This is a genomic window from Pelagicoccus sp. SDUM812002 (assembly GCF_031127835.1).
In the GTDB taxonomy this organism is placed as follows: domain Bacteria; phylum Verrucomicrobiota; class Verrucomicrobiia; order Opitutales; family Opitutaceae; genus Pelagicoccus.
Genome location: NZ_JARXHX010000001.1, coordinates 836238 through 859483 on the forward strand (window position 1 = coordinate 836238; position 23246 = coordinate 859483).

The 23246-nt window shown below is 53.8% G+C and carries 14 protein-coding genes; 11 read left to right on the forward strand and 3 right to left on the reverse strand.

The genetic code is table 11. The features are described from left to right. Positions 1 to 91 precede the first annotated feature (91 nt). From QEH53_RS03545 to QEH53_RS03570, 6 genes are all read left to right on the forward strand, one after another. Positions 92 to 1363, forward strand: coding sequence for a hypothetical protein (locus QEH53_RS03545; protein ID WP_309021749.1), 1272 nt, complete (start codon positions 92 to 94; stop codon positions 1361 to 1363). Positions 1364 to 1452: 89 nt separating this feature from the next. Further along, positions 1453 to 2487: a TIM barrel protein gene (locus tag QEH53_RS03550; protein ID WP_309021750.1), complete on the forward strand. Its 1035-nt coding sequence runs from the start codon at positions 1453 to 1455 to the stop codon at positions 2485 to 2487. A 33-nt stretch (positions 2488 to 2520) separates the two neighbouring features. Beyond that, positions 2521 to 3660 carry a Gfo/Idh/MocA family oxidoreductase gene (locus QEH53_RS03555; RefSeq protein ID WP_309021751.1) on the forward strand — a complete coding sequence of 380 codons (1140 nt, stop codon included), beginning with the start codon at positions 2521 to 2523 and terminating at the stop codon, positions 3658 to 3660. A gap of 69 nt (positions 3661 to 3729) precedes the next feature. Further along, positions 3730 to 4581, forward strand: a complete 852-nt coding sequence (locus QEH53_RS03560; protein ID WP_309021752.1) for a sugar phosphate isomerase/epimerase family protein — start codon at positions 3730 to 3732, stop codon at positions 4579 to 4581. Between the two features lie 27 nt (positions 4582 to 4608). Next, a complete protein-coding gene (locus QEH53_RS03565) occupies positions 4609 to 5364 on the forward strand; it encodes a DUF1080 domain-containing protein (RefSeq protein ID WP_309021753.1) in 756 nt (251 codons plus the stop codon). 41 nt (positions 5365 to 5405) lie between these two features. Beyond that, positions 5406 to 8039 (forward strand): c-type cytochrome, encoded by a 2634-nt coding sequence (locus QEH53_RS03570; RefSeq protein ID WP_309021754.1) that lies wholly within the window; start codon positions 5406 to 5408, stop codon positions 8037 to 8039. Positions 8040 to 8206: 167 nt separating this feature from the next. On the opposite strand, the gene QEH53_RS03575 is transcribed toward QEH53_RS03570, so the two are convergent. Further along, positions 8207 to 9625, reverse strand: a complete 1419-nt coding sequence (locus tag QEH53_RS03575; RefSeq protein ID WP_309021755.1) for a nucleoside hydrolase-like domain-containing protein — start codon at positions 9623 to 9625, stop codon at positions 8207 to 8209. Between the two features lie 141 nt (positions 9626 to 9766). Here QEH53_RS03575 and QEH53_RS03580 point away from each other — a divergent pair, with 141 nt between their 5' ends. The 5 genes from QEH53_RS03580 (at position 9767) to QEH53_RS03600 (ending at position 21030) form a co-directional block, all read left to right on the forward strand. Further along, on the forward strand, positions 9767 to 10648 hold the full coding sequence (locus tag QEH53_RS03580) for a helix-turn-helix domain-containing protein (protein WP_309021756.1): 882 nt from the start codon (positions 9767 to 9769) through the stop codon (positions 10646 to 10648). A 421-nt stretch (positions 10649 to 11069) separates the two neighbouring features. After that, complete coding sequence (locus QEH53_RS03585) at positions 11070 to 12437, forward strand: efflux transporter outer membrane subunit (protein WP_309021757.1); 1368 nt, start codon at positions 11070 to 11072, stop codon at positions 12435 to 12437. Between the two features lie 13 nt (positions 12438 to 12450). Next, the gene (locus QEH53_RS03590) at positions 12451 to 13674 is read left to right on the forward strand and encodes an efflux RND transporter periplasmic adaptor subunit (RefSeq protein WP_309021758.1); all 1224 of its coding nucleotides are present in this window, start codon (positions 12451 to 12453) and stop codon (positions 13672 to 13674) included. Further along, the gene (locus QEH53_RS03595; RefSeq protein ID WP_309021759.1) at positions 13671 to 16772 is read left to right on the forward strand and encodes an efflux RND transporter permease subunit; all 3102 of its coding nucleotides are present in this window, start codon (positions 13671 to 13673) and stop codon (positions 16770 to 16772) included. The genes QEH53_RS03590 and QEH53_RS03595 overlap by 4 nt, the downstream gene beginning before the upstream one ends. Positions 16773 to 16893: 121 nt before the next feature. Then, on the forward strand, positions 16894 to 21030 hold the full coding sequence (locus QEH53_RS03600; RefSeq protein ID WP_309021760.1) for a PVC-type heme-binding CxxCH protein: 4137 nt from the start codon (positions 16894 to 16896) through the stop codon (positions 21028 to 21030). A gap of 72 nt (positions 21031 to 21102) precedes the next feature. On the opposite strand, the gene QEH53_RS03605 is transcribed toward QEH53_RS03600, so the two are convergent. Together QEH53_RS03605 and QEH53_RS03610 are read right to left on the reverse strand one after the other, a co-directional pair. Next, complete coding sequence (locus QEH53_RS03605; RefSeq protein WP_309021761.1) at positions 21103 to 21252, reverse strand: hypothetical protein; 150 nt, start codon at positions 21250 to 21252, stop codon at positions 21103 to 21105. 5 nt (positions 21253 to 21257) lie between these two features. Beyond that, positions 21258 to 22991, reverse strand: coding sequence for a hypothetical protein (locus QEH53_RS03610; protein WP_309021762.1), 1734 nt, complete (start codon positions 22989 to 22991; stop codon positions 21258 to 21260). Positions 22992 to 23246: the final 255 nt, after the last annotated feature.

Below are 23246 nucleotides of genomic sequence, written 5' to 3' on the forward strand. Positions count from 1 at the left end.
CGTTTCTAGTCGAAAAACACTAAAATCGGTAGAGTGCTACCTTCGAAACGTGCAGTGTCACGTCCCCCCACTTCAACCCCCACCCTATCCTATGGCTGTCAATACCATCAAGGACTTGAGCTCTGTCTCAGCCAACTTGCAATCTGTCGTCGAAGCAGAAATTTCACGCACCGGAGGTCTCCTTCGACTAGCTCCCGCTTGGGTCCCAAGATCTTTCCTTCAGCCCGGGCTGCGCATCAAGCTCCATCCGGACGACACTTACGCCTACGGGCTTAACCGTGGTGGTATCGACGAACGCTGGTTCGCATCCACTACCGTCACTGCGAACGAAGGCCGGGCGGACGACGAAGGCCTCAGCTACTGCGTAGTGGGTAAGGAGAAATTCACCCTTAAGGACGCAGTCGACGCCTGCGGAGCGACCCTCGTCGGAAAAGCGATCTGGGACAAATACGAGAAGTGGCCGGTGTATTCAAAATTCTTCGACAACATGGGCCCAATTCCGCACCACATGCACCAGAACGCAGCTCAAGCTGAGCTCGTTGGCCAAGAAGGAAAGCCAGAGTCCTACTACTTCCCGCCCCAGCATAACAACGTTGGAAACAATTTCCCCTACACCTTTATGGGCTTCGAACCGGGTACGACCAAGGAGCAAGTCCGCAAGTGTATATCTGATTGGAACAAAGGCGACAACGGCATCCTAGACCTCTCAAAAGCCTACCGTCTCAAGCCAGGCACCGGCTGGTTGATCGACCCCTGCATCCTTCACGCTCCGGGCAGCCTCTGTACCTACGAGCCGCAGTGGGGTAGTGATGTTTTTGGCATGTACCAAAACCTCGTTGAAGGTCGCGAAGTACCGTGGAGCCTCCTCGTCAAGGACATGCCTGAAGACAAGCACCAGGACATCGACTTCATCGTCGACCAGCTCGATTGGGACAAGAACGTGGATCCAAACTTCAAGGACAACCACTACCTCGAGCCCGTTCCCGTCGCAGACACACGTGAACAAGGTTACATCGATCGCTGGATTGTCTACGGCAAGGTGGACAAATACCAGTACTTCACCGCTAAAGAACTCACCGTCGATCCGGAATGCAAAGCCACCATCAAGGACAGCGGTGCGTACGGCCTCATCTGCGTTCAAGGCAAAGGCACCATCAATGGCGAACCCCTGGTCAGCCCAAAGATGATTCGCTTCCACGAGCTCACCGAAGACGAATACTTCTGTACGGAGGAGGGAGCCAAGGCAGGTGTAACTTTCGAAAACACCAGTGGTACCGAGCCCCTCGTCTGCCTTCGTTACTTTGGCCCAGAAGCCAATCCTGACGCCCCAGCGATGGGCGCTTATCGAAACAACACGTTCTAGTCTGCTCCTCCCCCAAACCCCAGCTCTTCTCTCGTCTCCCCACCGTGCGAAGAGTCCCACTCCTGTAATCTAAATCTCCCTACAGTATTATGCCCGAAAATAATTTCCCTAAGCTTCACAACGCCATGTGGCCCGGCCTCGTAGGAAAAGGTCCCGGTTCCGAGCCCCTTATCGGGCTCGACGAGATGCTCGACAACACTGACAACGCAGAAGTAGAAGGCGTCAAGTTCGACGGCGTCGATCTCTTCCTCTACAACCCACACGTCGATATCGACATCGACGACGACGGCATCAAAGCCCTCGGTGACAAGATCGCCGCCAAAGGACTCGCCGTCGGTTCCGTCGTGGCACCCGTTTGGTTCGACGCATCAGCCATGGGCGACCAAACAGCTCGCGACGCTTGGCTCGACCACGTGCGCAAGTCGATCAACATCGCGGCCAAACTTCGTGAGCACGGAGTTCGCAGTAGCGGAATAGTTCGCATCGACTCGGCTGCCTCGGTGACCGATTGGGCTAAGGATCCGAAAGCCAACACCTCGCTAATCGCCGAATCCTTCCGCCAAGCGGGAAAGATCGCGCAGGACGTCGGTGAGCGACTCGCCGCAGAGGGTGAAATTTGCTGGGCAGGCATGCACAGCTGGAAGCACATGATCGCGCTCCTCGAAGAAGTCGGCATGCCAGAGACCGTCGGCTTCCAAGCCGACATGTCGCACACCCTCCTCTACACCTTGGGAGAAAACGCGGAAGAGCACCGCATCGTACCTAGCGATTTCCATTGGGAGCCAGACCCTTTCCACGAAGCTATGAAGACGCTCACCAACGCCCTTCGTCCGTGGACCTTTGACTTTCACGTTGCCCAAAACGACGGCACCGTCTTCGGCTCCGGCAGTCACGAAAAAACCGGCCGCCACTGCGTCGCCACCGACCCGCACGGCAAGCTCAACATCGCTCGCGATTCCGGCTACTGGCTCCGCGACGAAAGCGGCCAAGTCACCAAAGCGTTCAATCATATCTGCTGGGATGGGTGCATGTTTCCAAATACAATCATGGAGCAGCAACAAACTTGGAACGACATCCTCTCCGCCATGATCGAAGTACGTCGTAACCACGGCTGGCACGCGTAGCCCCAAGTCAAAATACCCCTTACCAAAACTCGTATGAAGACACTTAACATTGGCCTCATTGGTACCGGCCTCATGGGCCGGGCTCATACCAACGCCTTCCGCCAAGCCCCGCAATTCTTCGACCTCAAGCGAAAGCCCATCCTCAAAGCCGTCAGCGGACGCGACGTCAAGAAGGCCAAATCCTTCGCCGACAACTGGGGCTACGAATCTGTCGAAGCCGATTGGCGCAAAATGATCGAGCGGCCCGACATTGACCTCGTCGATATCGCCGCCACCAACGACGTACACGCAGAGATGGCGATCGAAGCCGCAAAAGCAGGTAAAATGGTGATTTGCGAAAAGCCTCTCGGCATGAACCCCGCAGAATCTCGCAAAATGGTCGCTGCCGTTGAAAAAGCAGGCGTGCGCAACATGGTCTGGTACAACTACCGTCGCGCCCCGGCGGTCACGATGGCCAAGAACCTGATCGACTCCGGAAAGCTCGGAAAGATCTTCCACTACCGCGCGAAGTTCCTGCAAGACTGGACTATCAATGCGGATGTCCCACAAGGCGGCGCAGGCACCTGGCGCCTCGACGCATCCGTATCCGGAAGCGGTGTCACCGGCGATCTCCTAGCCCACTGTATCGACACCGCTATATGGCTCAACGGAAACATCGATTCCGTAAGCGGCATGACAGAAACCTTCGTCAAAAAGCGCAAGAACGCCCTCACCGGCAAAAAGCAAGAAGTCAAAATCGACGATGCAGCCGCCTTCCTCGCACGATTTGAAAACGGCTCCCTAGCCACCTTCGAGGCCACTCGCTACGCCCGCGGTCACAAAGCTCTGAATACACTCGAGATCAACGGGGAACACGCTTCCCTCGCTTGGGATCTCCATGACTTGCACCGACTTCAATGGTTCGACCACCGCGACGACGCCGAGGTTCGCGGCTGGCGTTCCATCCACCTCTCCGAGAGTGAACACCCATATGTAGGTAACTGGTGGATACCTGGTTGCCAAATCGGATTCGAGCACACATTCACTCACCAAGTTGCCGATTTCATCGACTCACTCAGCAAACGCAAACCTGCCGGACCAACCTTCAAAGATGGGCTTGCCACCGACTACGTCACCGACGCAGTCCTACGCTCGGCAAAGTCTGGTCGCTGGCTAAAGGTCAAGAAAACCTAAGGCCCGCTTCATTTTCCGCAAGAGGGAGACGCCCCAACATCGCCCTTCTCCCTTCCCCAATAAATCGCCATGCCAAAACTAGGATTCAATCTTCTCAACTGGACCGCATCCGTAACTGAGGAGCACTACCCGCACATCGAACGGCTTAAGGCAATCGGCTACGACGGGATCGAAATCTATAACGGTAACGCAGACACCGCAGCGTACACTCACCTTGGAGCCCATCTCAAAGAGATCGGCATGGACATCACCAACGTAACCACCCTCGACGCTGAAGCAAACCCTGTCAGCCCCAACGCTAGTGTACGCTCCAAAGCACTCGACAAGATCAAGTGGAATATCGATCGCTGCGCCGACTGCGGATCCAACATTTTAGCAGGTCCACTCCACTCCGCCTTCGCCACCTTCACTCGATCAAACATCGAGGAAGACGAGTACAAACGCAGTGCTGAAGTCCTGTATTCTGCAGCCGAATACTCAAAACAAGCTAATGTGATCCTCTGCCCCGAAGCCCTGAACCGCTTCGAATGCTACCTCTGCAACACCATGGAGCAGCTGGTCAAGCTCGTCGAACTCACCGGCCATTCCCATGTAAAAGGCATGTTCGACACCCACCATGCCAACATCGAAGAAAAATCGCTTCCCGACGCCATCAAGACCATAGCCCCTCACCTCGCCCACGTTCACCTAAGCGAAAACGACCGCGGCGCGCCAGGCTCCGGGCACATTGACTTCCTTGAAACCATAAAAACGCTCAAATCAGTCGGATACGACGGTTGGATGACCATCGAAGCATTCAGCCGTGCCGATCCCGATTTCGCCAACGCAATAAACGTCTGGCGCGAATTCTCGCTCGCTTGGGACATCGCAGAAAGTGGATACGCTCACTTGAGCAAGTGTATATCCGCTGCTGGCCATTAACCCCTTAAATTTACTGAACAAAAACACATGAACTTTTCATCCATCAGAAAACCGATGACGGGCAGCCTTGCCGCCGCCATTCTCACCGTAGCTTGCCACCAACCCACTTCCGAAGCAGAAGCTCTCTTCAACGGAAAAGATTTAGCTGGATGGGAAGGTGATACTACCCGCTGGTCGGTACAAAACGGCCTCATTTCCGGACAAACAACGCCTGACGCACCCATCGAATCGAACACCTTCCTAATCTGGAAAGGAGATGCCCCGGAAAACTTCGAACTTTCCCTTCAGTTTAAGCTGACCGGCCAAAACGAAGCAGGTTGGGCGAATTCAGGCATCCAATATCGCGCTCGTCGTATAGAGGATTCTGGATACAGTGTAGGCGGATACCAGGCTGACATCGACCTAAACGGAAAGTATACCGGCATGCTCTACGAAGAGAGAGGTCGAGGACTCCTCATGGCGCCTGGGCAAAAGATCCGCATTTTCCCGAAATCTGAAACAGACACCTCTAAGAGCAAGGCAACCGTCGAGGTCATGGAGCAAGCTTCTACCCGAGAAGAAATTCTCGCCGCCTACAAAATTGGTGATTGGAACGTTTTTAAAATCATCGCAGACGGCGCCCATCTACGCCACTATCTGAACGGGGTGCTTACCGCAGAAGTCTTCGACGCGGATCCCGAAAAAGCTGCGACCGACGGCATCATCGCTCTCCAACTGCACAAAGGGCAACCCATGACCATCCAATTCCGAGACATCACTCTGACAGCACTCGACCGGCATTAAATACCCCTCGTTGGACCGGCCTAATTTAACAAATACTCGAAATGACATCCATTATCAAGCGAAGCGCCACCGTACTGGTAGGGCTGTCAACACTTAGCTCTTTTCTACTCGGTCAAGCGCAGCACGACGTCGACGACAGCGCTCAGATCGATCCCGTCGACATCGCTGTACCCAATGGTTTCAAAGTCGATCTCGTGTATTCAGTTCCCAAAGACACGCAAGGGTCCTGGGTCGGACTCACCGTCGATCCCAAAGGCCGCATCATTGCAGCCGACCAATACGGTTCGCTCTATCGCCTTACCTTGGCCGACGGCAAAACGACTCAAGTCGAGCCTATCAAAGCAACGCTACCCGCACTCGGCCCGGGTATCCCCGAAAGCGAAGTAGGTGCTCACGGTGTCCTATACGCATTTGACTCTCTCTATGTCATGGTGGGCGAAACCGACGGGAAGAGAGGCGTCTGGCGACTGAAAGACTCAAACAACGACGATCAATTCGACCAAGCTGACTTTCTCGTTCCCCTAGTCGGCGGTGGCGAACACGGACCTCACTCTATGGTCGTATCCCCAGACGGGAAATACATCTACATCTGCGCCGGCAATTTCACTGAGCCGCCAGCCACCCTCGGCAGCCAACGAGGAGTGGAGTGGGACGAAGACCACCTCCTTCCACGAATGTGGGACGCCCGCGGGCATGCCAAAGGCCGCTACGCACCGGGCGGATGGATCGCTCGCTGCAATCCCGACGGCTCAGAACTGACCCTATTTGCTCACGGCTTCCGCAACATCTTCGATATCGCCTTCGACCAAAACGGCGAGCTCTTCACTTTTGACTCCGATATGGAGTGGGATCAAGGGACGCCATGGTACATGCCCACTCGCATCAACCACGCTGTTGACGGAGCCGACTTTGGTTGGCGAAGCGGGGCCGGACGTTGGCCCGCCTACTACGCCGATAGCCTTCCTGCTACAATCAACATCGGACCGGGCTCTCCCACCGGCACCACCATGGGAACGGGAACCAAATTCCCGGCCAAATACCAGCGGGCGCTTTTCGCCGCAGACTGGACCTTCGGCACCCTATATGCCATTCACCACGAGCCAGACGGAGCAACCTTCCGCGGCATCAAAGAGGAGTTCGCCGCTGGAAAACCACTTCCGCTCACAGACGTGATCGTCAATCCACACGACGGCGCCCTCTACTTCGCCGTTGGCGGTCGTCTCACCCAGTCAGCCCTATTCCGCATATCCTACATTGGTATAGAAAGCACCGCACCCGTGAAAGCGATCGCCCCAACAAAGGCCGCGATTCTCCGCCGCGAACTTGAAACCTACCATACGCCAAACGCCAGCCACGAAGCCGTCGATGAAGTATGGCCGCACCTATCCGACCCCGACCGCTTCATCCGCTGGGCAGCCCGCGTTTCGCTCGAACACCAACCTACCAGCAACTGGGCAAAGCAGGCGCTCGAAGAAGAAAACCCTACCGCCAAGATTGAAGCTCTCATTGCCCTAGCTCGCGTTGGAGAAACGCAGTACCAGGGGAAAATCGTCGATTCTCTTCTGAAGCTCGATTTTAAGACGCTACCGGAAGATCAAAAACTCCCCTACCTCAGGGCATGGCAACTCACTTTCACTCGCATGGGTGAACCCGACGCCAACACCAAAGAATACATCGTCGAAACGCTCGATCCTCTCTTTCCACAAGACTCTCGAAACATAGACCGCGAGCTTTTATCTCTCCTTGTCTACCTCGACTCGCCCACTGTAGTGGAAAAGGCAGTACCGCTTCTCAGGGTAGAAGAACCACAGGTCGCTACCAGCGAGGAACTAGGAGGCGAATCGCTCATCGCCCGCAACAGTCGCTACTCAAACAGCATCAAGCGAGTCAAAGAGCATAGCCCCGACCGCCAGCAAATCTTCATAGCCTATGCGATAAAGAATGCGACAGCTGGCTGGACGCCCGAACTCCGCAGGGAATTTTTCAATTGGTTCGCCACTACCCACGAATGGAAAGGTGGAGCGAGCTTTTCAGGATTCCTCAAGAATATCCGCAATGACGCTCTCGAAGCAATTGCTCCAGAAGCTCGATACGCGAACCTTGAGAGCATTTCCCAGCCAGCAGCCCACGTATTCGTTCAAGGCTCGATTCCGCCCGAAGGCCCTGGGCAAATCTACACAGTCGACAGCGCCATGTCCCAAATTCCATCCGAGCTTACTGACAGGGACTTCGAACGCGGCAAGTCCATGTACCTCTCCACCGCATGCGTGATGTGCCATAAGTTCAACGACGTCGGCGGTGGAATCGGTCCCGACATATCAGGTGCTGGCAATCGCTACAGCATTCGCGATCTCCTAGAGAGCATCATCGAACCATCCAAAGTCGTTAGCGACCAATACGGCTTCGAACGGATCACTCTCAAGAACGGCACTGACATCATCGGACGGATCGTTGAGGAAGATAGCACGCACTATTCGATCATGACGAACCCAATGTTACCTGACGAGAAAAGAGGAGTTAGGAAAAACAGCGTCGTCTCCATCGAACCGCACGAACAATCTATGATGCCGCAAGGACTAATCAACGGACTAAATCCGGAGGAGCTTCAAGATCTTGTCGCCTACCTTCTTTCAGGCGGCAATCCAGAGGACCCGATGTTCAAAAAGGGAAATTAGCTCTTCACCTAAATCAGGATCCAACTCGGCTTGTACACGGCCGCTTTGCAGCAGCAAGGATTGGGCACGACGTAAAGTGCCAGCGCCTAGAAGAAGTATTTTATATATCGGCTCGAGTTCAGGCTCGTAACGTTTTCACCACAGTTCAATTAGTCGGCTGACAGCTTCTACGGCTCGAAGGTCACAATCACTCTTTGGTAGCGTGAAAGTGCGAGGCTTCCCTTGTCGGTCACCCTCAAAATAAAGTGAGCCGTGACCACCTGATCTACTTGCGGAGCTGTGAAGTTAAACCGGTCAACGTTTTCCGCTCCTCCCGTCGTCATGGTTCCATTATACGTCCCAGCCTCCGGATAGTTAAACCAAAGGTAGCTGATACTATCTCCATCGGGATCGCTGCTGCCATAAGCGTCCAAAGTCACGCCCTGTCCCGACTTTACCGTAATCTCTTCTGGGTGATTCAAGTGCGGCACTGGCGGGTGATTCGCCTCCTCGAAACTCAAGACACACCAATCCATACGCGCGGCAAAATCGTTTTGAAAATCGTCACGCCACCGCCATAGTGTCACTGCGTTTCCACTGTAACTATTCTCGCTTTTCTCGATCGCCCGTTTGTATTCGCTGGCGCGATACGGAGTGTAGGTGTCAGAGGTATCCGTCCAAATAGGACGTGTCTCAGGTGAAGGAACAACCACTGAACCTCCGTCCTCAAAGTCATCGATATCTGGGATACTCAGTTCGTAGCGACCGCCCCAACCGCCCCAGTCGGGATTCTCAGGAGCGTTCAACCCGTTGGGGATCAGTCCCAAAAACGCAGGCGTGTCGCCTTCCATTCCCCAGGCTGTGTCGGGATACTTTGTGCCCAACGGGCCGTGCCCTTGCTGGATGTTCTCGGCGAGCCATGGATTGCTCACCAATACATTATCGCTTCCATCGTGGTTATTGTTGATCGCGATCCAAGTCGCTTTGCCATAGTCGTCCGTTGGCGTCACGATGTAGAATAAGTCGGGAAACTCCTCACGCATCCACATCGCGCTGTCGTCCTGATCGGAAATCGTATAAACGCGTAGCTTGGAAATCAATCGTTTCGCTTCGTCCTCAGACCTGGTCAGATCGATCTTGTAAAGAGCTTGGGCCAAGGTATTCGGGCCACCCCACACAGAGATCCAAAGCGGGCGCTCGTCGTCGGCTTCCCATTGTTGAATAATCCATTCCGACCCTTCCGAGTCCATTCCTTCGCCTACCCCTGTCATACCGTATTTGGGCGATCCGTGCTTCACGACTCCACGAAGAGCCTTCGCTGTTGGATAGCCATCTTCATGCTTCGACAAATTCGGCTGAACCCTTTCGTAGGCATCCAAAATGGTGTCGATAAAGTCAGGCCGGATTCCGTTTCGATGCCAGCATGAGGTGGTCGCTACGACTCCCTCGATATCGATTTGGTTCGCATACACGAGCAAGCGAACCAGCGACTGCTCATCGTCAGGGTCAGCACCCATATCGGTAAGTATGATCACACGTTGCTTGGTTGACGAAAAACCACACACGCAAAACGCAAATAAGAAACTCAAAAGAGCAATACACCTCATAGGAACCAAAGGGGGAAAAGTTAATTGGGAGATCCAGCTGCATTGGTTACCCACCGAGCATAAAACTTGATTGTAGCCTAACTTTTCTTTCCGTTTCTATACATTTCCCGACTCTATCCTAAGATTTCTGTTTTACCGACCTTGGATCACTCCGACCCCAGACGCTCTCACTTCGAACCCTACGGCCTGACCTGCGTTAGCTGGAAACCAGAGCGCATGCCGCGTCCAGATACCCACAACGAAATAGAGCTAAACCTAATCTTGAATGGTTGGGTCGAATACATGCACGGAGGTAGAAGGATCCGTTTTCAATCCGAGCAATTATTCGCCTTCTGGGCTTCCATTCCACACCAAGTCCTCAGCTTCAGCGAAGACTGCGACTATCTCGTGGTTACGATTCCACTCACTTGGTTTCTTCAATTTAGACTCCCCGAAGAATTCGTTCAGTCCATCCTTCACGGGAAAGTTGTGCAGCAGAGCATGAAGGGAAAATCGACCCACGAAGAGAAATCGTTCCTGCAATGGAAAGATGATCTTAACGACGAAGAACCTACGCTCCAAAACATCGTTTTGCTCGAGATGGAGGCTAAGCTCGCCCGCATGGCTAGGAGTGCTAAAGCGCTCAGATCGGCCTATTCAAAACCCAGCAGATCAAAGACAGCGAAGTCCCATTTAATCGAATCTCAACATCAGAAGGTTGAACGAATTGCCAGAGTTGTCGCACAGCGGTACCTCGAACCTTTGTCGGCTGAATCAATTGGTAAGTCCGTTGATTTACATCCCAACTACGCGATGAACCTTTTCAAAAAAGCCTTTGGCACCACCTTGGTTGACTACATCACCCATCATCGCGTTTCCCATGCTCAGCGCCTGTTGGTCACAACTGATCGCAAAATCCTAGACGTAGCGATGGCCTCCGGCTTCAACACTTTGTCACGCTTCAAAGAAGCCTTTCGGCGCAACTGCGGATGCACGCCTCGTGAGTATCGAAAATATCAATACTCAAACATCACTCAAAAATAGCTCGATCTGCGAGTTTACAGTCGCCGCCACGAATTTCCTATCGTTTCGCAAAGCAATGTATGCCTCTTTGTAGGGACACATTGCGGTTTGACACATCGAATGAAGAATCTGCCTCGCTCCTTCTAGCCCCATGGAAGATACCTAAATAATGGTGAGGCCATCTCATTACTCAGTCGCTAAATCAGCCTGATACGGACAAATCTGGCGGTCCTGAAAATCAGGGGAACGGTTCCTTCGTCAGCTTAGCAGGAACCCAACACCATCCCGTAAGACGAACCTCGCAACCGTTTCTAAGAATAGGCGACAGGGGGACCATTGCGTACAACTGGTAGCAGAGATCTACCTGCCCAATAGTGACGAACCGATCCAACCAAGCGGAATGCAACATCTGAGACACAGAGGATTTCTCAAAGCGGTATCAATGCTACTGGTCATCGCATTAGCCAGCGCTTGCTCGTCCACTAGGTCTGAGTTCGAAAGCGACCTCGCGTTACCCGGGTCCTTCAGCCATAACGGCTCTCAAATTCAGGGCTCGGATTGGTGGACAGCTTTCGCGGATCCGGTTCTCAACAAGCGTGTGGAAAAGGCGTTAGCTGCGAACCGAAGCTTGGAGGCCACCTGGCAAAGTGTCGAAGAAGCCCGAGCGATCGTCACTCGCTCGCGAGCCAATCTCTACCCTAACCTCGATGCCAGCGTCTCGGCAACCGAAGTTAAACCGGAAGACGGTCCGGCCCGCGAGTCATACCAAGCGACTCTCGAGGCTGCTTACGAAGTCGATATCTGGGGTCGCGTCCGGTCTTCCGCGAGGGCAGAGCAGGCACGTCTAACAGCCAGCTACTATGACTACCAAAGCGCCGCGTTGAGCCTCGCCGCCGAGGTCGCGACCCTACACTTCCAGCTCGTCGAACAACATCTCCAAGGCGATCTAATAGCCAGCCAAGTCGAGGCAAACCGAAAAGTCCTCGAATCCCTTAGGAACCGCTTCAACAGCGGGCTCATTCGCAGTTCCGACATTTTGCGACAGGAGCAACTGGTGGAAAACTCCCTTGAGCAAGCCATCGTCATCGAGGCTCAAATTGCTGTCTACGAACACGCGATGTCGATCTTGCTGGGCGAGACTCCCCAGCAATCCTCCAATACTGATCGCAATTCCTCAGCTCACCTCCCGGCCGTACCCGATTTGCCCGCGACCGGTGTTCCCTCCGAGCTGGTGACTAAGCGACCGGATGTTCGCGCCGTATTTCAGGTCGTCGCTGCAGCGAACAGCGAGCTCGCAAGCGCCATCGCGGACCGGTTTCCCACCCTCAGCATTGGTGCTTCAATTTCCTCGGTGACAACGAACTGGAGCGATATATTCGAAACGTGGATACGCGAACTCGCAGCAGAGGTCCTCGCTCCTTTGTTCGATGGAGGCAATCGCCGTGCCATCGTGAAGCAGAGCGAAGCCACTGTCCGGCGTCTTCTCGCTGAATACGAACAACGCGTTCTCGTCGCCTTGCAAGAAGTCGAAGACGCCCTCGTTCTCGAAACCGCGCAATCGAAAAGAATTACGAGCAAAAGTCGACAAGTCGAACTCGCCCAAAACGCCTACCAGCAACTTCAAAGCGAATACACCAACGGTGTTTCTGACTATCTAAATCTCGTTACTGCTTTGATCGACCTTCAGTCCCTGCAACGCGACCTCGTCGAAGCGCAACGCATCAAGATCGAATACAGAATAGCGCTCTACCGAGCCCTCGCCGGCCCCGTCTCTACCGATCTTGTCAATAGCCTAGAATCCGCCCGCTAAGCCAAAATCCGCCATGCCAGGTCCGAAAGAAAAACAGAGCACTCGTTCCAAGTCCGTGAACTGGAAGCTAACCGCTATCGTGTGCTTGTCCATCGTCTTGCTCGCATTCGCTATCCGCTGGCTCATCCTTAGCACTGAGCCCATTGCCCAGCGAACTACCGCTAGCAAACGTACTCCCATGCTGGTGGAAACTGTTTCTCCAGATTACGGTACGTTCAGTCCCAAAATTGTAGTAATGGGAACAGTACGGGCAAAAAACGACGTACTCCTTAGCCCCCGCGTCAGCGGCGAAATTGTAGAGATCGCCCCCAGATTCGAAGCGGGAAGATTCGTTCAAAAAGGAGACATCCTCCTCAAGATCGATCCCATCGACTATCAAAATCTTGTAGCTCAGCGCCGCAGTGCCTTACACCAAGCGGAGGCGAACCTCGCCATGGAGTCGGGCTACCAAAAGGTCGCCCAACAAGACTACGAGTTGCTGGGAAGCAACGTCTCGAATTCGGACAACTCCCTAGCGCTTAGGGAACCGCAACTAAAGGCTGCCAGGGCTGAAGTCGAAGCGGCTCAAGCGGCCGTCGATCAGGCACTCCTCGATTTGGAGAGGACCACAATCCGCGCTCCCTTCAACGCCCAGGTTCTATCTCGGGAGGTCGCGGTCGGATCCCAGATAAGCAGCAGCTCCACGATCGCTCGTCTCGTCGGAGCCGATGCCTACTGGGTCACTGCCACCGTCCCGCTCGACAAGCTGAACTACATCAAATTCTCCGACAGTGATAAACCAAGCGGGTCCGCAGCCACTCTCCGCAACCGTATCGCCTGGCCTAGCGATACCAAACGTAGTGGAATTGTGGATCAATACATTGGAGCCTTGGACTCGACCACGCGTTTAGCCCGCGTCAATATCGAGGTGGCCGATCCACTAGCAATGGAGAGCGGTAGCGACCTGCCTCCTCTGATTCTGGACTCCCTGCTAGAGGTCATCATCGAAGGAAAGCCCATCGAGAACGTCTTCCGCATGGACAGGAGCTACCTTCGCCAGGACGCAACAGTCTGGCTCAAAGAAGACGGAGAACTCCGCATAACGGAGGTTACGGTCGTTTTTCAAGATGCCAGCCACGTCTACATCTCCGAAGGGCTCATGCAAGATGCCGATATCGTCACGACCGGGCTCAGCTCTGTCGTCGAAGGCGCGGCTTTGCGCACCAAAGATGAACCCCTTCCCTCCGATTCGGAATGAGTAGCGAAGAGCAAAGCGAGAGAGATTTGAACAGCGGAGCCATCGCATGGATGGCCCGCAACCCGGTCGCCGCGAATCTGTTGATGGTCATCCTCATCGCCGGAGGCGTGTTCACTGCTTTCAACATCCAGAAGGAGGTTAACCCAAACTTCCAACTCGACATCGTGCAGGTGCAAGTCGGCTATCCCGGCGCAGCGCCAACCGAAGTAGAGCAAGGCATAATCCTACCGATTGAAGAGACCATCCGTAGCGTTGACGGCATAAAAGAGTTCACCTCCCAAGCTCGCGAAGGTTCCGGTTCCGTATCCATAGAGCTGGTACAGGGAACGAATCGGATGCAAGCCTTCCAGGACATTGATCAGGCCATCAATCGCATTCGCACCTTTCCAAACGATATCGACCAACCACGGGTCAGTTTACAGTCCAACCTACGAGGCGTGCTCGACATCGTCCTCTATGGCAACACCGACCAGTGGAGTCTCCGTAAACTCGCTGAGCAGCTGCGCGACCGCATGCTGAGCGACCCGCGTATCACGCAAATTGAACTGCAGAACTCAAACGACTACGTCACCCACGTCGAAATCCCGCGAGCCACGCTACGCGCCTACCGAATCACACTACAAGAGGTTGCCGATGTCATTTCGCAATCGAGCGAAGACGTAGCCGCTGGTACCGTCGAAACTGAAACCGGTGAAATCCTCCTACGCCTCTCGGGCCGGAAACAATGGGCTGAAGAGTTCGGCGAGATCGAGATTCTACGTTCTGAATCCGGAACCAGTGTTAAGCTCTCGGACCTCGCCACCGTAACAGACGGATTCGAGGAAGGCAGCTTTCCTTCGCAGTTTAACCAAACGCCTTCCACTCAAGTAGAAATCTACCGGATAGGCGACCAATCTCCTTTGGAAATTTCAGAAGCGGTCAACGAGATCATGGCGAACTTCGAGTCTACGCTGCCTCCCGGCGTAAACTGGCGTATCGACAGCAACGCAGCCGACGACTATCGCCAACGCCTCTCCCTTCTTATCAAAAACGGAGCGATTGCCATCTTCATAGTGCTCGCCATTCTCTCCCTCTTCCTAGAGTTCCGACTCGCGATCTGGGTGATGGCCGGCATGGCAATTTCCTTCATCGGCGGTATTCTGTTCCTGCCCTTAGTAGACGTAAGTATCAACATGGTTTCCATGTTCGCGTTCCTTGTCGTGCTGGGAATCGTTGTCGACGACGCCATCGTGGTGGGAGAAAACATCCACGAACAACGGCAGCAAGGTATGAACTTCTTGGATGCAGCGATTCATGGGGCAAAAGACATATCTGGCCCCGTCATTTTCAGTATCCTGACAAATATCGTAGCATTCGTGCCTCTGCTTTTCATACCTGGCGAAACCGGGCTCTTTTGGTGGCCGCTCCCTGCCGTCGTGATCATCGTCCTAGCCGTTTCCTTATTTGAGGCACTCTATATCTTACCCGCCCACCTCGCCCACGCGAAAGAAGGCTCCAGAACCAAGATCGGCTCCAAACTCCACAACCTGCAGCAAAGATTCGCCCGCAAGTTCGACGGATTCGTCAACAATTATTACCGTCGTTTTCTGGAGCTGTGCTTGAAAGCTCGATACATTACCATTATCGCCGCCGTCGGCCTCTTCATTATCGTCGGCAGCTACGCAACCAGCTCCCACATGGGCATGATCAACATGCCAGAAGTTTCGGCGGACGAGATTGAAGCTGGCATCCGCCTCCCTGTGGGAGTGACACCGGACCAAGCGTGGCAAGTCGCCCAAGACGTCACCGCTTCTACGCTCCGTATGTTCGACGAGCACAACCTCCACGAAGTGGCCGAAGGTGTGAAAACTAACATTCGCGGAGGTAGCTTCGTCGACGTCGAAATCGTAATGCGCCCTCCCGACGAACACGACCGTACCGCTCGAGAAGTCATTGATCTTTGGAGACAGGAAATTGGGGACATCCCGGGCGTAGACCAAGTTACTTTCGAAGCGGAGAGCGGTCCCGGTGGCTATCGACAAGACATCAGCGTCGACCTCAGCCACAACGATATCGCTGCGCTCGAACAGGCAACCGCGGCATTCGTGGAACGAGCCGAGAGTTTCGATAACACGAGGGACGCCAGCGACAACTACAACAAAGGGAAACGGCAAATCGACTTTACGCTTCGAACTGAAGGTCGGGCCCTCGGCCTCACGCAAGACGATCTCGGAGAACAGATTCGTGCCTCGTTCTACGGCGCCCTGGCAACCCGACAACTCCGCGGAACAAACGAATTCGAAGTCCGCGTCAAGTTGCCCCTTCCAGAGCGCAAGAATATCCACAACCTCGAAGACCTCGTCATCCAAACCCCGGACGGAACTGAGGTCCCCCTCCTCGACGTAGCGGACGTAAGCTACAGTGAAGCCTTTTCATCCATCAATCGAAGAGACGGCCGTCGGGTCGTAACCGTCTCCATGGACGTGGAGCCCAAGCGTACTCTCGGACAAGTGATAAACGCCTTTGAAAACGAAGTACTACCAGAAATCAGGTCAGAATTCCCCGGGCTCACTTGGACCTTCGAAGGCAGCCAGGCGGAAATGAGAGAGTCGACAGGGGCGCTGTACGGAGGTCTCGGATTAGCCTTGTTCGTCATATACGCCTTGCTTGCCGTCGCGTTTGGAAGCTACGTGCAGCCACTCATCGTTTTGGTGGCTATTCCCTTCGGAGCGATCGGGGCCGCTATCGGCCACATCATCCTCGGCTACGACCTCTCGCTCATCAGCCTCATGGGGATGATCGCCCTTTCCGGAGTCGTAGTGAACGATTCGCTCATCATGATAGACTACGCCAACCGGCAGCGGAAAAACGTCAGCCCCTTCGAAGCCATCCACCGAGCTGGCTTACGGCGCTTTCGCCCCATCGCCTTAACCACCATGACGACCGCTTGCGGCTTGATACCTATCATCACCGAGACGTCCATGCAGGCCCAATACCTCATCCCAATGGCCATCTCGCTCGGTTTCGGAATCGTCTTCGCTACATCGATCATCCTGATCCTCGTCCCCTGCCTGTATCTAATGTTTGAAGACGGCAAGGTATGGCTGGGGAAGACCTGAATAAGACAGTAAATACGCCGGGGAGCGGCGACTCTAGGCGGGCATCATTCGATAGGACGAGAAACAACTCGTTTGCAAAACGCTCTAATTCTGAGAGGCTATTGCAATAATCGCTCCCAATATGCCCCGAATACTCGCCACTTCACTCTTAGCCTTCGCCCTCTCCTTAGCTACATTCAGCCTGGCCAATGGCATCGACCGACTCGTGTTCGAGCCGCCCGCTTCGTTAGACAATGGTAAACGCATCGTTCTCGTTTCCGGCGACGAAGAATATCGATCGGAAGAGTCATGTCCCATGCTGGCAAAAATACTAAGCCAACGTCATGGTTTTCACTGCACTGTTCTTTTCGCAATCGATCCAGCAAATGGATACATCGATCCCAACCACACTCAGAATATCCCCGGACTGGAGGCGCTGTATGATGCTGACCTGATGATACTCGGCACCCGCTGGCGCCGCCTTCCTGGCGAACAACTCCAGCCCATACTCGACTTCCTTAATTCAGCCAAACCAATCATCGCTTTCCGCACCGCAACTCACGCCTTCAACAACGAAAACAAATACGGAGGGTATGACTGGCAAAATTTCGGCAAAAATGTGGTAGGCGAGAATTGGCTCAACCACCACGGGAAACATAAAGTCGAAGGCGGCCGCGCCATGGTCGAAGCAGAAAATGCCAAACACCCGATTCTTAACTCGGTCGGCGACATCTTCACTTGGTCTGACATCTACGGCATTGCCCACCTCGACCAAAAAGCTGCGACCGTGCTGTTGCGTGGAGCCGTCACCGAAACCCTCGAACCTGATTCTAAGATCCTCAATGGGCCGAAAAATGATCCCATGATGCCCCTAGCGTGGCTGAAGTCCTACCCCACTCCGAGTGGCGATGATAAAGGCCTTTGCTTCGCCACGACCGCTGGAGCTGCATACGACCTGCAAGACGTGGACCTCCGACGCCTCTTCGTCAACGCCGCCTACGACCTGCTCGATCTTCCGGTACCCGCAGAAGCGAACGTCGACTACATAGACCCTTTCGACCCATCCTTTTACGGATTCCAAGATAAAGGCTATTTTCAAAAACGTAAGCTTCTAGTCTCGGACTACCGTATCGGACATTCCGCGCGCTCTATTTTGAGTCCCGAAGAACTGGATACGCTCGAGAAGCAGACGCCAAACCCGACATCTTCCATCGACGTAAAAAAAAACGCTAGACTAGTCGTTTTGGGAAACGGCCTAAGCGAGCGAATGCTTCACCACGGCCATTTCGAGACAGAACTACACCTCCGTTTCCCAAATAGCGGATTAACAGTCCGCAACCTCTCTCGCTCAGGATCCACCCCAGGATTCCGTCCCCACCCCTCGCGAAACTCCCAATGGGCCTTTCCTGGAGCGGCGGAATTCCACCCAAACCTTCAGCATCACAGCGGAGAAGGCCATTACCCTACCGAAGACGAGTGGCTCGCCGGGCTAGAGCCTGATATCATCCTAGCTTGCTACGGGTACAACGAATCCTTCAACGGGCCCGAGGGACTGGAATCATTTCGACGGGAACTCTCTGCTTTCGTCGATCACAGCCTGAACACAAGCTACAACGCCAGCGCGCCACCGCAACTTGCACTTGCCTCGCCAATCGCCTTCCAGAATCTAAGCGATACTCACGACCTGCCCAACGGTAAAAAAGAGAACGCAAACTTGGCGATCTACACCCAAGCTATCAAAGAAGTTGCGGACGAAAGGGGAATCGTCTTCATCGACCTTTTCACGCCTACAAAGGAGCTCTTCGACTCGACTTCGGAGCCTTTAACCGTAAACGGAGCGCACCTCAACGATTCCGGCTACCGACAGCTCGCGCCGCTGCTGGCATCCCTACTCTTTCCGGAATCGAAGAGGTCCCCAAAGCTGGCGAACCGCGCCGACGATCTAACAGCGTTGGTCCTCGAAAAAGATTGGTATTGGTTCCACGACTACAAAATGCCAAATGGCATTCACGCCTACGGACGTCGCTTCGAACCTTTCGGAGTAGAGAATTACCCGGAAGAGGTTGAGAAGGTCCGTCAGCTGACCGCAAACCGCGACCTCGCCATCCACGCCTTGCTTCAAGGTCAAACATTCGACCTCGCCTCAGCCGATCGCTCTACTCGCACTCTCAGCGAAATAAAATCAAACGCGCCCGAACGTGCCAATAACTCCTATCGCTACGGTCAGGATGCCCTCGATTCCTTCACACTCGCCGACGGCTACCAGATAGAACTCTTCGCCTCCGAGAAAGAATTCCCCAACCTCGCAAACCCAGCCCAACTCTCTTTCGACAACCAAGGTCGGCTATGGGTCTCAGTTTTACCGAGCTACCCGCACTTTCGCCCCGGTGACCCACAGCCCAACGACAAGCTCCTCATTTACGAAGATACCGATGGCGACGGAAAAGCTGACAAGGAAACCGTATTCGCAGAAAACTTACATCTTCCCATCGGATTCGAGTTGGGACCAGAGGGAGTCTACCTTTCGCAAGCTCCGAACCTCGTGCGGCTGCTAGACCGCGACGGCGACGACCATGCCGACCATCGAGAAATACTCCTGTCCGGATTTGATACGCACGACACCCACCACGCTATCTCAGCCTTCACTGCTGATCCTTCCGGAGCCATTTATATGGGTGAAGGCGTCTTCCTCCACAGCAATGTCGAAACCGCTTATGGCCCCATCCGTTCCGTCAACGGCGGATTTTACCGATTCAGTCCCCAACGGCAAAAGTTGGAAAGAATAGTCCAAACCCATACCTCAAATCCATGGGGCATCGCCCATGACCAGTGGGGCCAAGAATTCTTCCTTAGCACCTCGGAACCAGATATGTACTGGATGCTGCCCGTTCAAGTTAAACCCAGCTACGGCCAACTCATCGTCGGCACCGAGAGTATCGTTCCAGACACCCACCGGGTTCGTCCCACTTCCGGACTCGAGTTTGTATCCAGTCGACACTTTCCAGAGCAGGTACAAGGCGACTACCTACTCAACAATTGCATTGGCTTCCTCGGCGCCAAGCAACATAGCATCTCCGACTCGGGGGCCGGCTACATAAGCGATTTCCGGCAGGACCTCTTCCAATCGACCGATCCTAATTTTCGTCCCGTCGATCTCGAATTTGCTCCCGACGGATCACTTTACGTCGTTGACTGGCACAATCAACTCATAGGGCACATGCAGCATAACGCTCGCGATCCCCTGCGCGACCACGCCCATGGACGTATCTATCGCATCACCCACAAAAATCGCCCCCTCGTTCCTAATTTCAATCTAACCGAAGCCAGCGTTACCCAACTCGTTGAAAGCCTCTCTCTCCCGGAACTACGCACCCGCTATAGAATCAGGAGAGAGCTCAGAGGCAGGCCGCCCGAGCAGGTCCTGCCTGTCTTGATCGACTGGATTGTAAATTTGGATACAAACGACCCGCGTGAAGGACATCACAAACTCGAAGCCCTCTGGACCAGCTGGGGACTCAATCAAACAAACACCGACCTCCTCCGAGAGCTTCTCAATTCAGACTCCCACCATATCCGTTCTGCAACCGTTCGAGTTCTGCGCTACAACAGCCATATGCTCGAAGATCATGCCGACTTGCTAGCGCGCGCCGCCTCAGACACGCATCCGCGCGTTCGACTTGAAGCGCTGATAGCCGCCTCACGTCTCGATATTCCCGAATCAAAAAGCATCGTCGAATTGGCCGGTTCACAACCGCTCGACAAATGGACACGACAAGCCTACAGCCAAGCCTTGGTCAATCTAGGAGGGACTCCAGAGGTCAAAATTGAGAACAAAGAAGTAACAGCACCCGCACATCTTACTAATACCGAGCAACAACGTTGGGAAATCGGGTACGAAATCTACCGCCGAGAGGGACATTGCATTACCTGCCATCAAGAGGATGGCGGAGGTCTGCCCGCCGCTTCCTTCCCCCCGATCGCCGGCACAGAGTGGACCAACGGACATCCTGAGCGTCTCATCGATCTCACCCTCCACGGCTTGATGGGACCCATTGAAGTGAAGGGGACAAATTACGCTGGCCATGTTCCAATGACCCAATTCAACGGCTTACTTGACGACCAAGAAATAGCGGCAGTGCTTACCTATGTTCGCAACGCCTTCGGAAACCAGGCCTCCGTTGTCACTCCAGAGCAGGTCGCCAAAGTACGAGCTAGCAGCCAAGGAAAGGCAGGATTCTGGACCGCCGAAACGCTCGATAAAAAATACGACATACATTGATTCCATCTACCATCGATCGATGGGAACTCAGCGATAGAGGATGTCTTAGTCAGAGGGAATTGAGATCAAACCTTATAAATCGATACCGAAGGTGCTCCCCAAATAGAGCTTGATCCTTCTGAGCCAGATGGACTTGGACTCACCGGATAGATCCAAGCCATTTGGAATGGCGTCGAATCCAATAAAGGCCCAGCTAAAAAAGTCACCTTTGAGTGGGGCCATGCACCTCATTCACTCGATGGCTCCCGCCCCGCTGCCAGCAGTAGGAGGCCACCCACCGCAGCAACAGAAGCGACCAAAAACGTGACTGAAAAAACATCGGCCCATTCTCCCGCTCCAAAGAATAACAAACACAAAAGTCCAGCTGCTAACAAGCAAACCCGTCCCATCAAAGTTAGCTGATCCTTATCCTTCGATGCCCCGATTTCATCCTTAAAATCCACAGGTTTCGATAGCTTATCGAAAAAAGCGTCGGAACGCTTCGAGTAGTTTGTCACCTTGTCACCCCGGTAGCCGAGACGGCAGATCACTAGAGAAAGCCCGAACCCTACGAAGACGCCAAGCGTGCGCTCCTGCACCGACCACGCCTCACCGCCTAACTCTGCGTCAACAAGGGACCACAATGAAGGAGCTGCACAAAAAGCGAATATCACAAAATAGGACCAATACGGAATTCGCTTGATAAAGAGTGCTGCGAGCAAGGGTAAGGCCATCGGCATGCTAATCAACGGAGCCAAGAAGAAAAATATGTCAAAGAGACGAATTTCAGTTTGTTGTGATAAAGCTCCTGCGTATCCAACAACCAATACACCTAAAAGCGCAGTCACTAGCTTGCAGGCTAACAGGTTAGCTCGATCCCCCATATTCCCCATTCCTAAGCGAGCCCTAACTCGCGGCAGTAGGTTACGTACAATGATACCAGTCTGCTCGTTCAACCCGGAATCCATACTGCTCATGGTGGCAGAAAACATCGCCGCGACCATGATACCGACCATCGAGGGCGGCAAAACCTTTAACGCCATGAAGGCATAGGAAGCAGCAGCGGGGTCTGAAACATCCATTGCCAACACCTCCTCCTCATAAAGAAACCGAGCCACCATGGGAGGCAAAAACCATAACGCTGCCCCCACGAACATAAGGAAAAATGCCAGTAACGCGCCTCTACTCGCCTCTCTTTCGTCTTTGGCAGAAAAATAGCGACTCGCCGATCCCAAGCCAACCTGCGACAGGATCTGCATGAAAAAGATCGCCCATATCCATGACCAAGAAAACTTGGCATCTGGGAACTGATCCGAGTCCTTCACGAAACTAAAATCCGACGCGAAACGAGGGTCTGAGAATGAGGTGACAAATGCATCCCATCCGCCCATGTGCCAAAGCGACAGCCCCGCCACCAAAATCGTCACCGGAATCATAATCAAGCTCTGCACAAAGTCAGTCGCCATGACCGCCCACTTGCCACCTGTTAACGAGTAAAAGACCACCACGCAGCCAATCACTACGATACAAGGAAGGAGGGGGATCGAAAATATGCTACTGGTGAACATGGCCAAGGCCCACAGTTGCACAGCCGCGTGCAAGGGTCCCACCATCAATCCTGCATAGGCGACAACCTGCTCGATCCCCACCCCATAACGGTCTCTCACGATATCAGCCATGGTGAAGGCTCTCGTGCGCCGGAACAAAGCAGCTAGAAACTTCCAAGCGACTAAGAAGCCAACGCAATTTGCAACATAGATGATAAGCATCGACGGCCCGGCATCAAAGGCCGCGGAAGCGTTTCCGGTGAATGTGAATGCACTGATGCCAGCCATGAACATACTGGACCCCACCATCCACCAAGTTCCTTGAGCCCCTCCCCGAACGTAGTCGCTAAGATTTTTATTCCGACGCGAAAAAACGATCCCGAGTAAGATCAAAACCGAAAAATAAAGGGAGAGAGTGATATATATGGATCCCATAACTAAGCCTAAAACTCGTTCAACAAAACTGCATTCCTACCAAATGGATATATTCGTGACTACTGATCCCTCACCTCCGAAAAAGCAGAGAAACGAAATCTCTAATCTCCCATAAATATTCCATATCGAACAGCATCTTCGCTATCAACTATTTACACATTCCGGCGGCTATAGGTCGCAAACAAAAGAACCAGCCAATGACAATCGGCCGGAACCCGTGAAGGCATGAAGCCATGGCATAAGTTGACAAGAAGG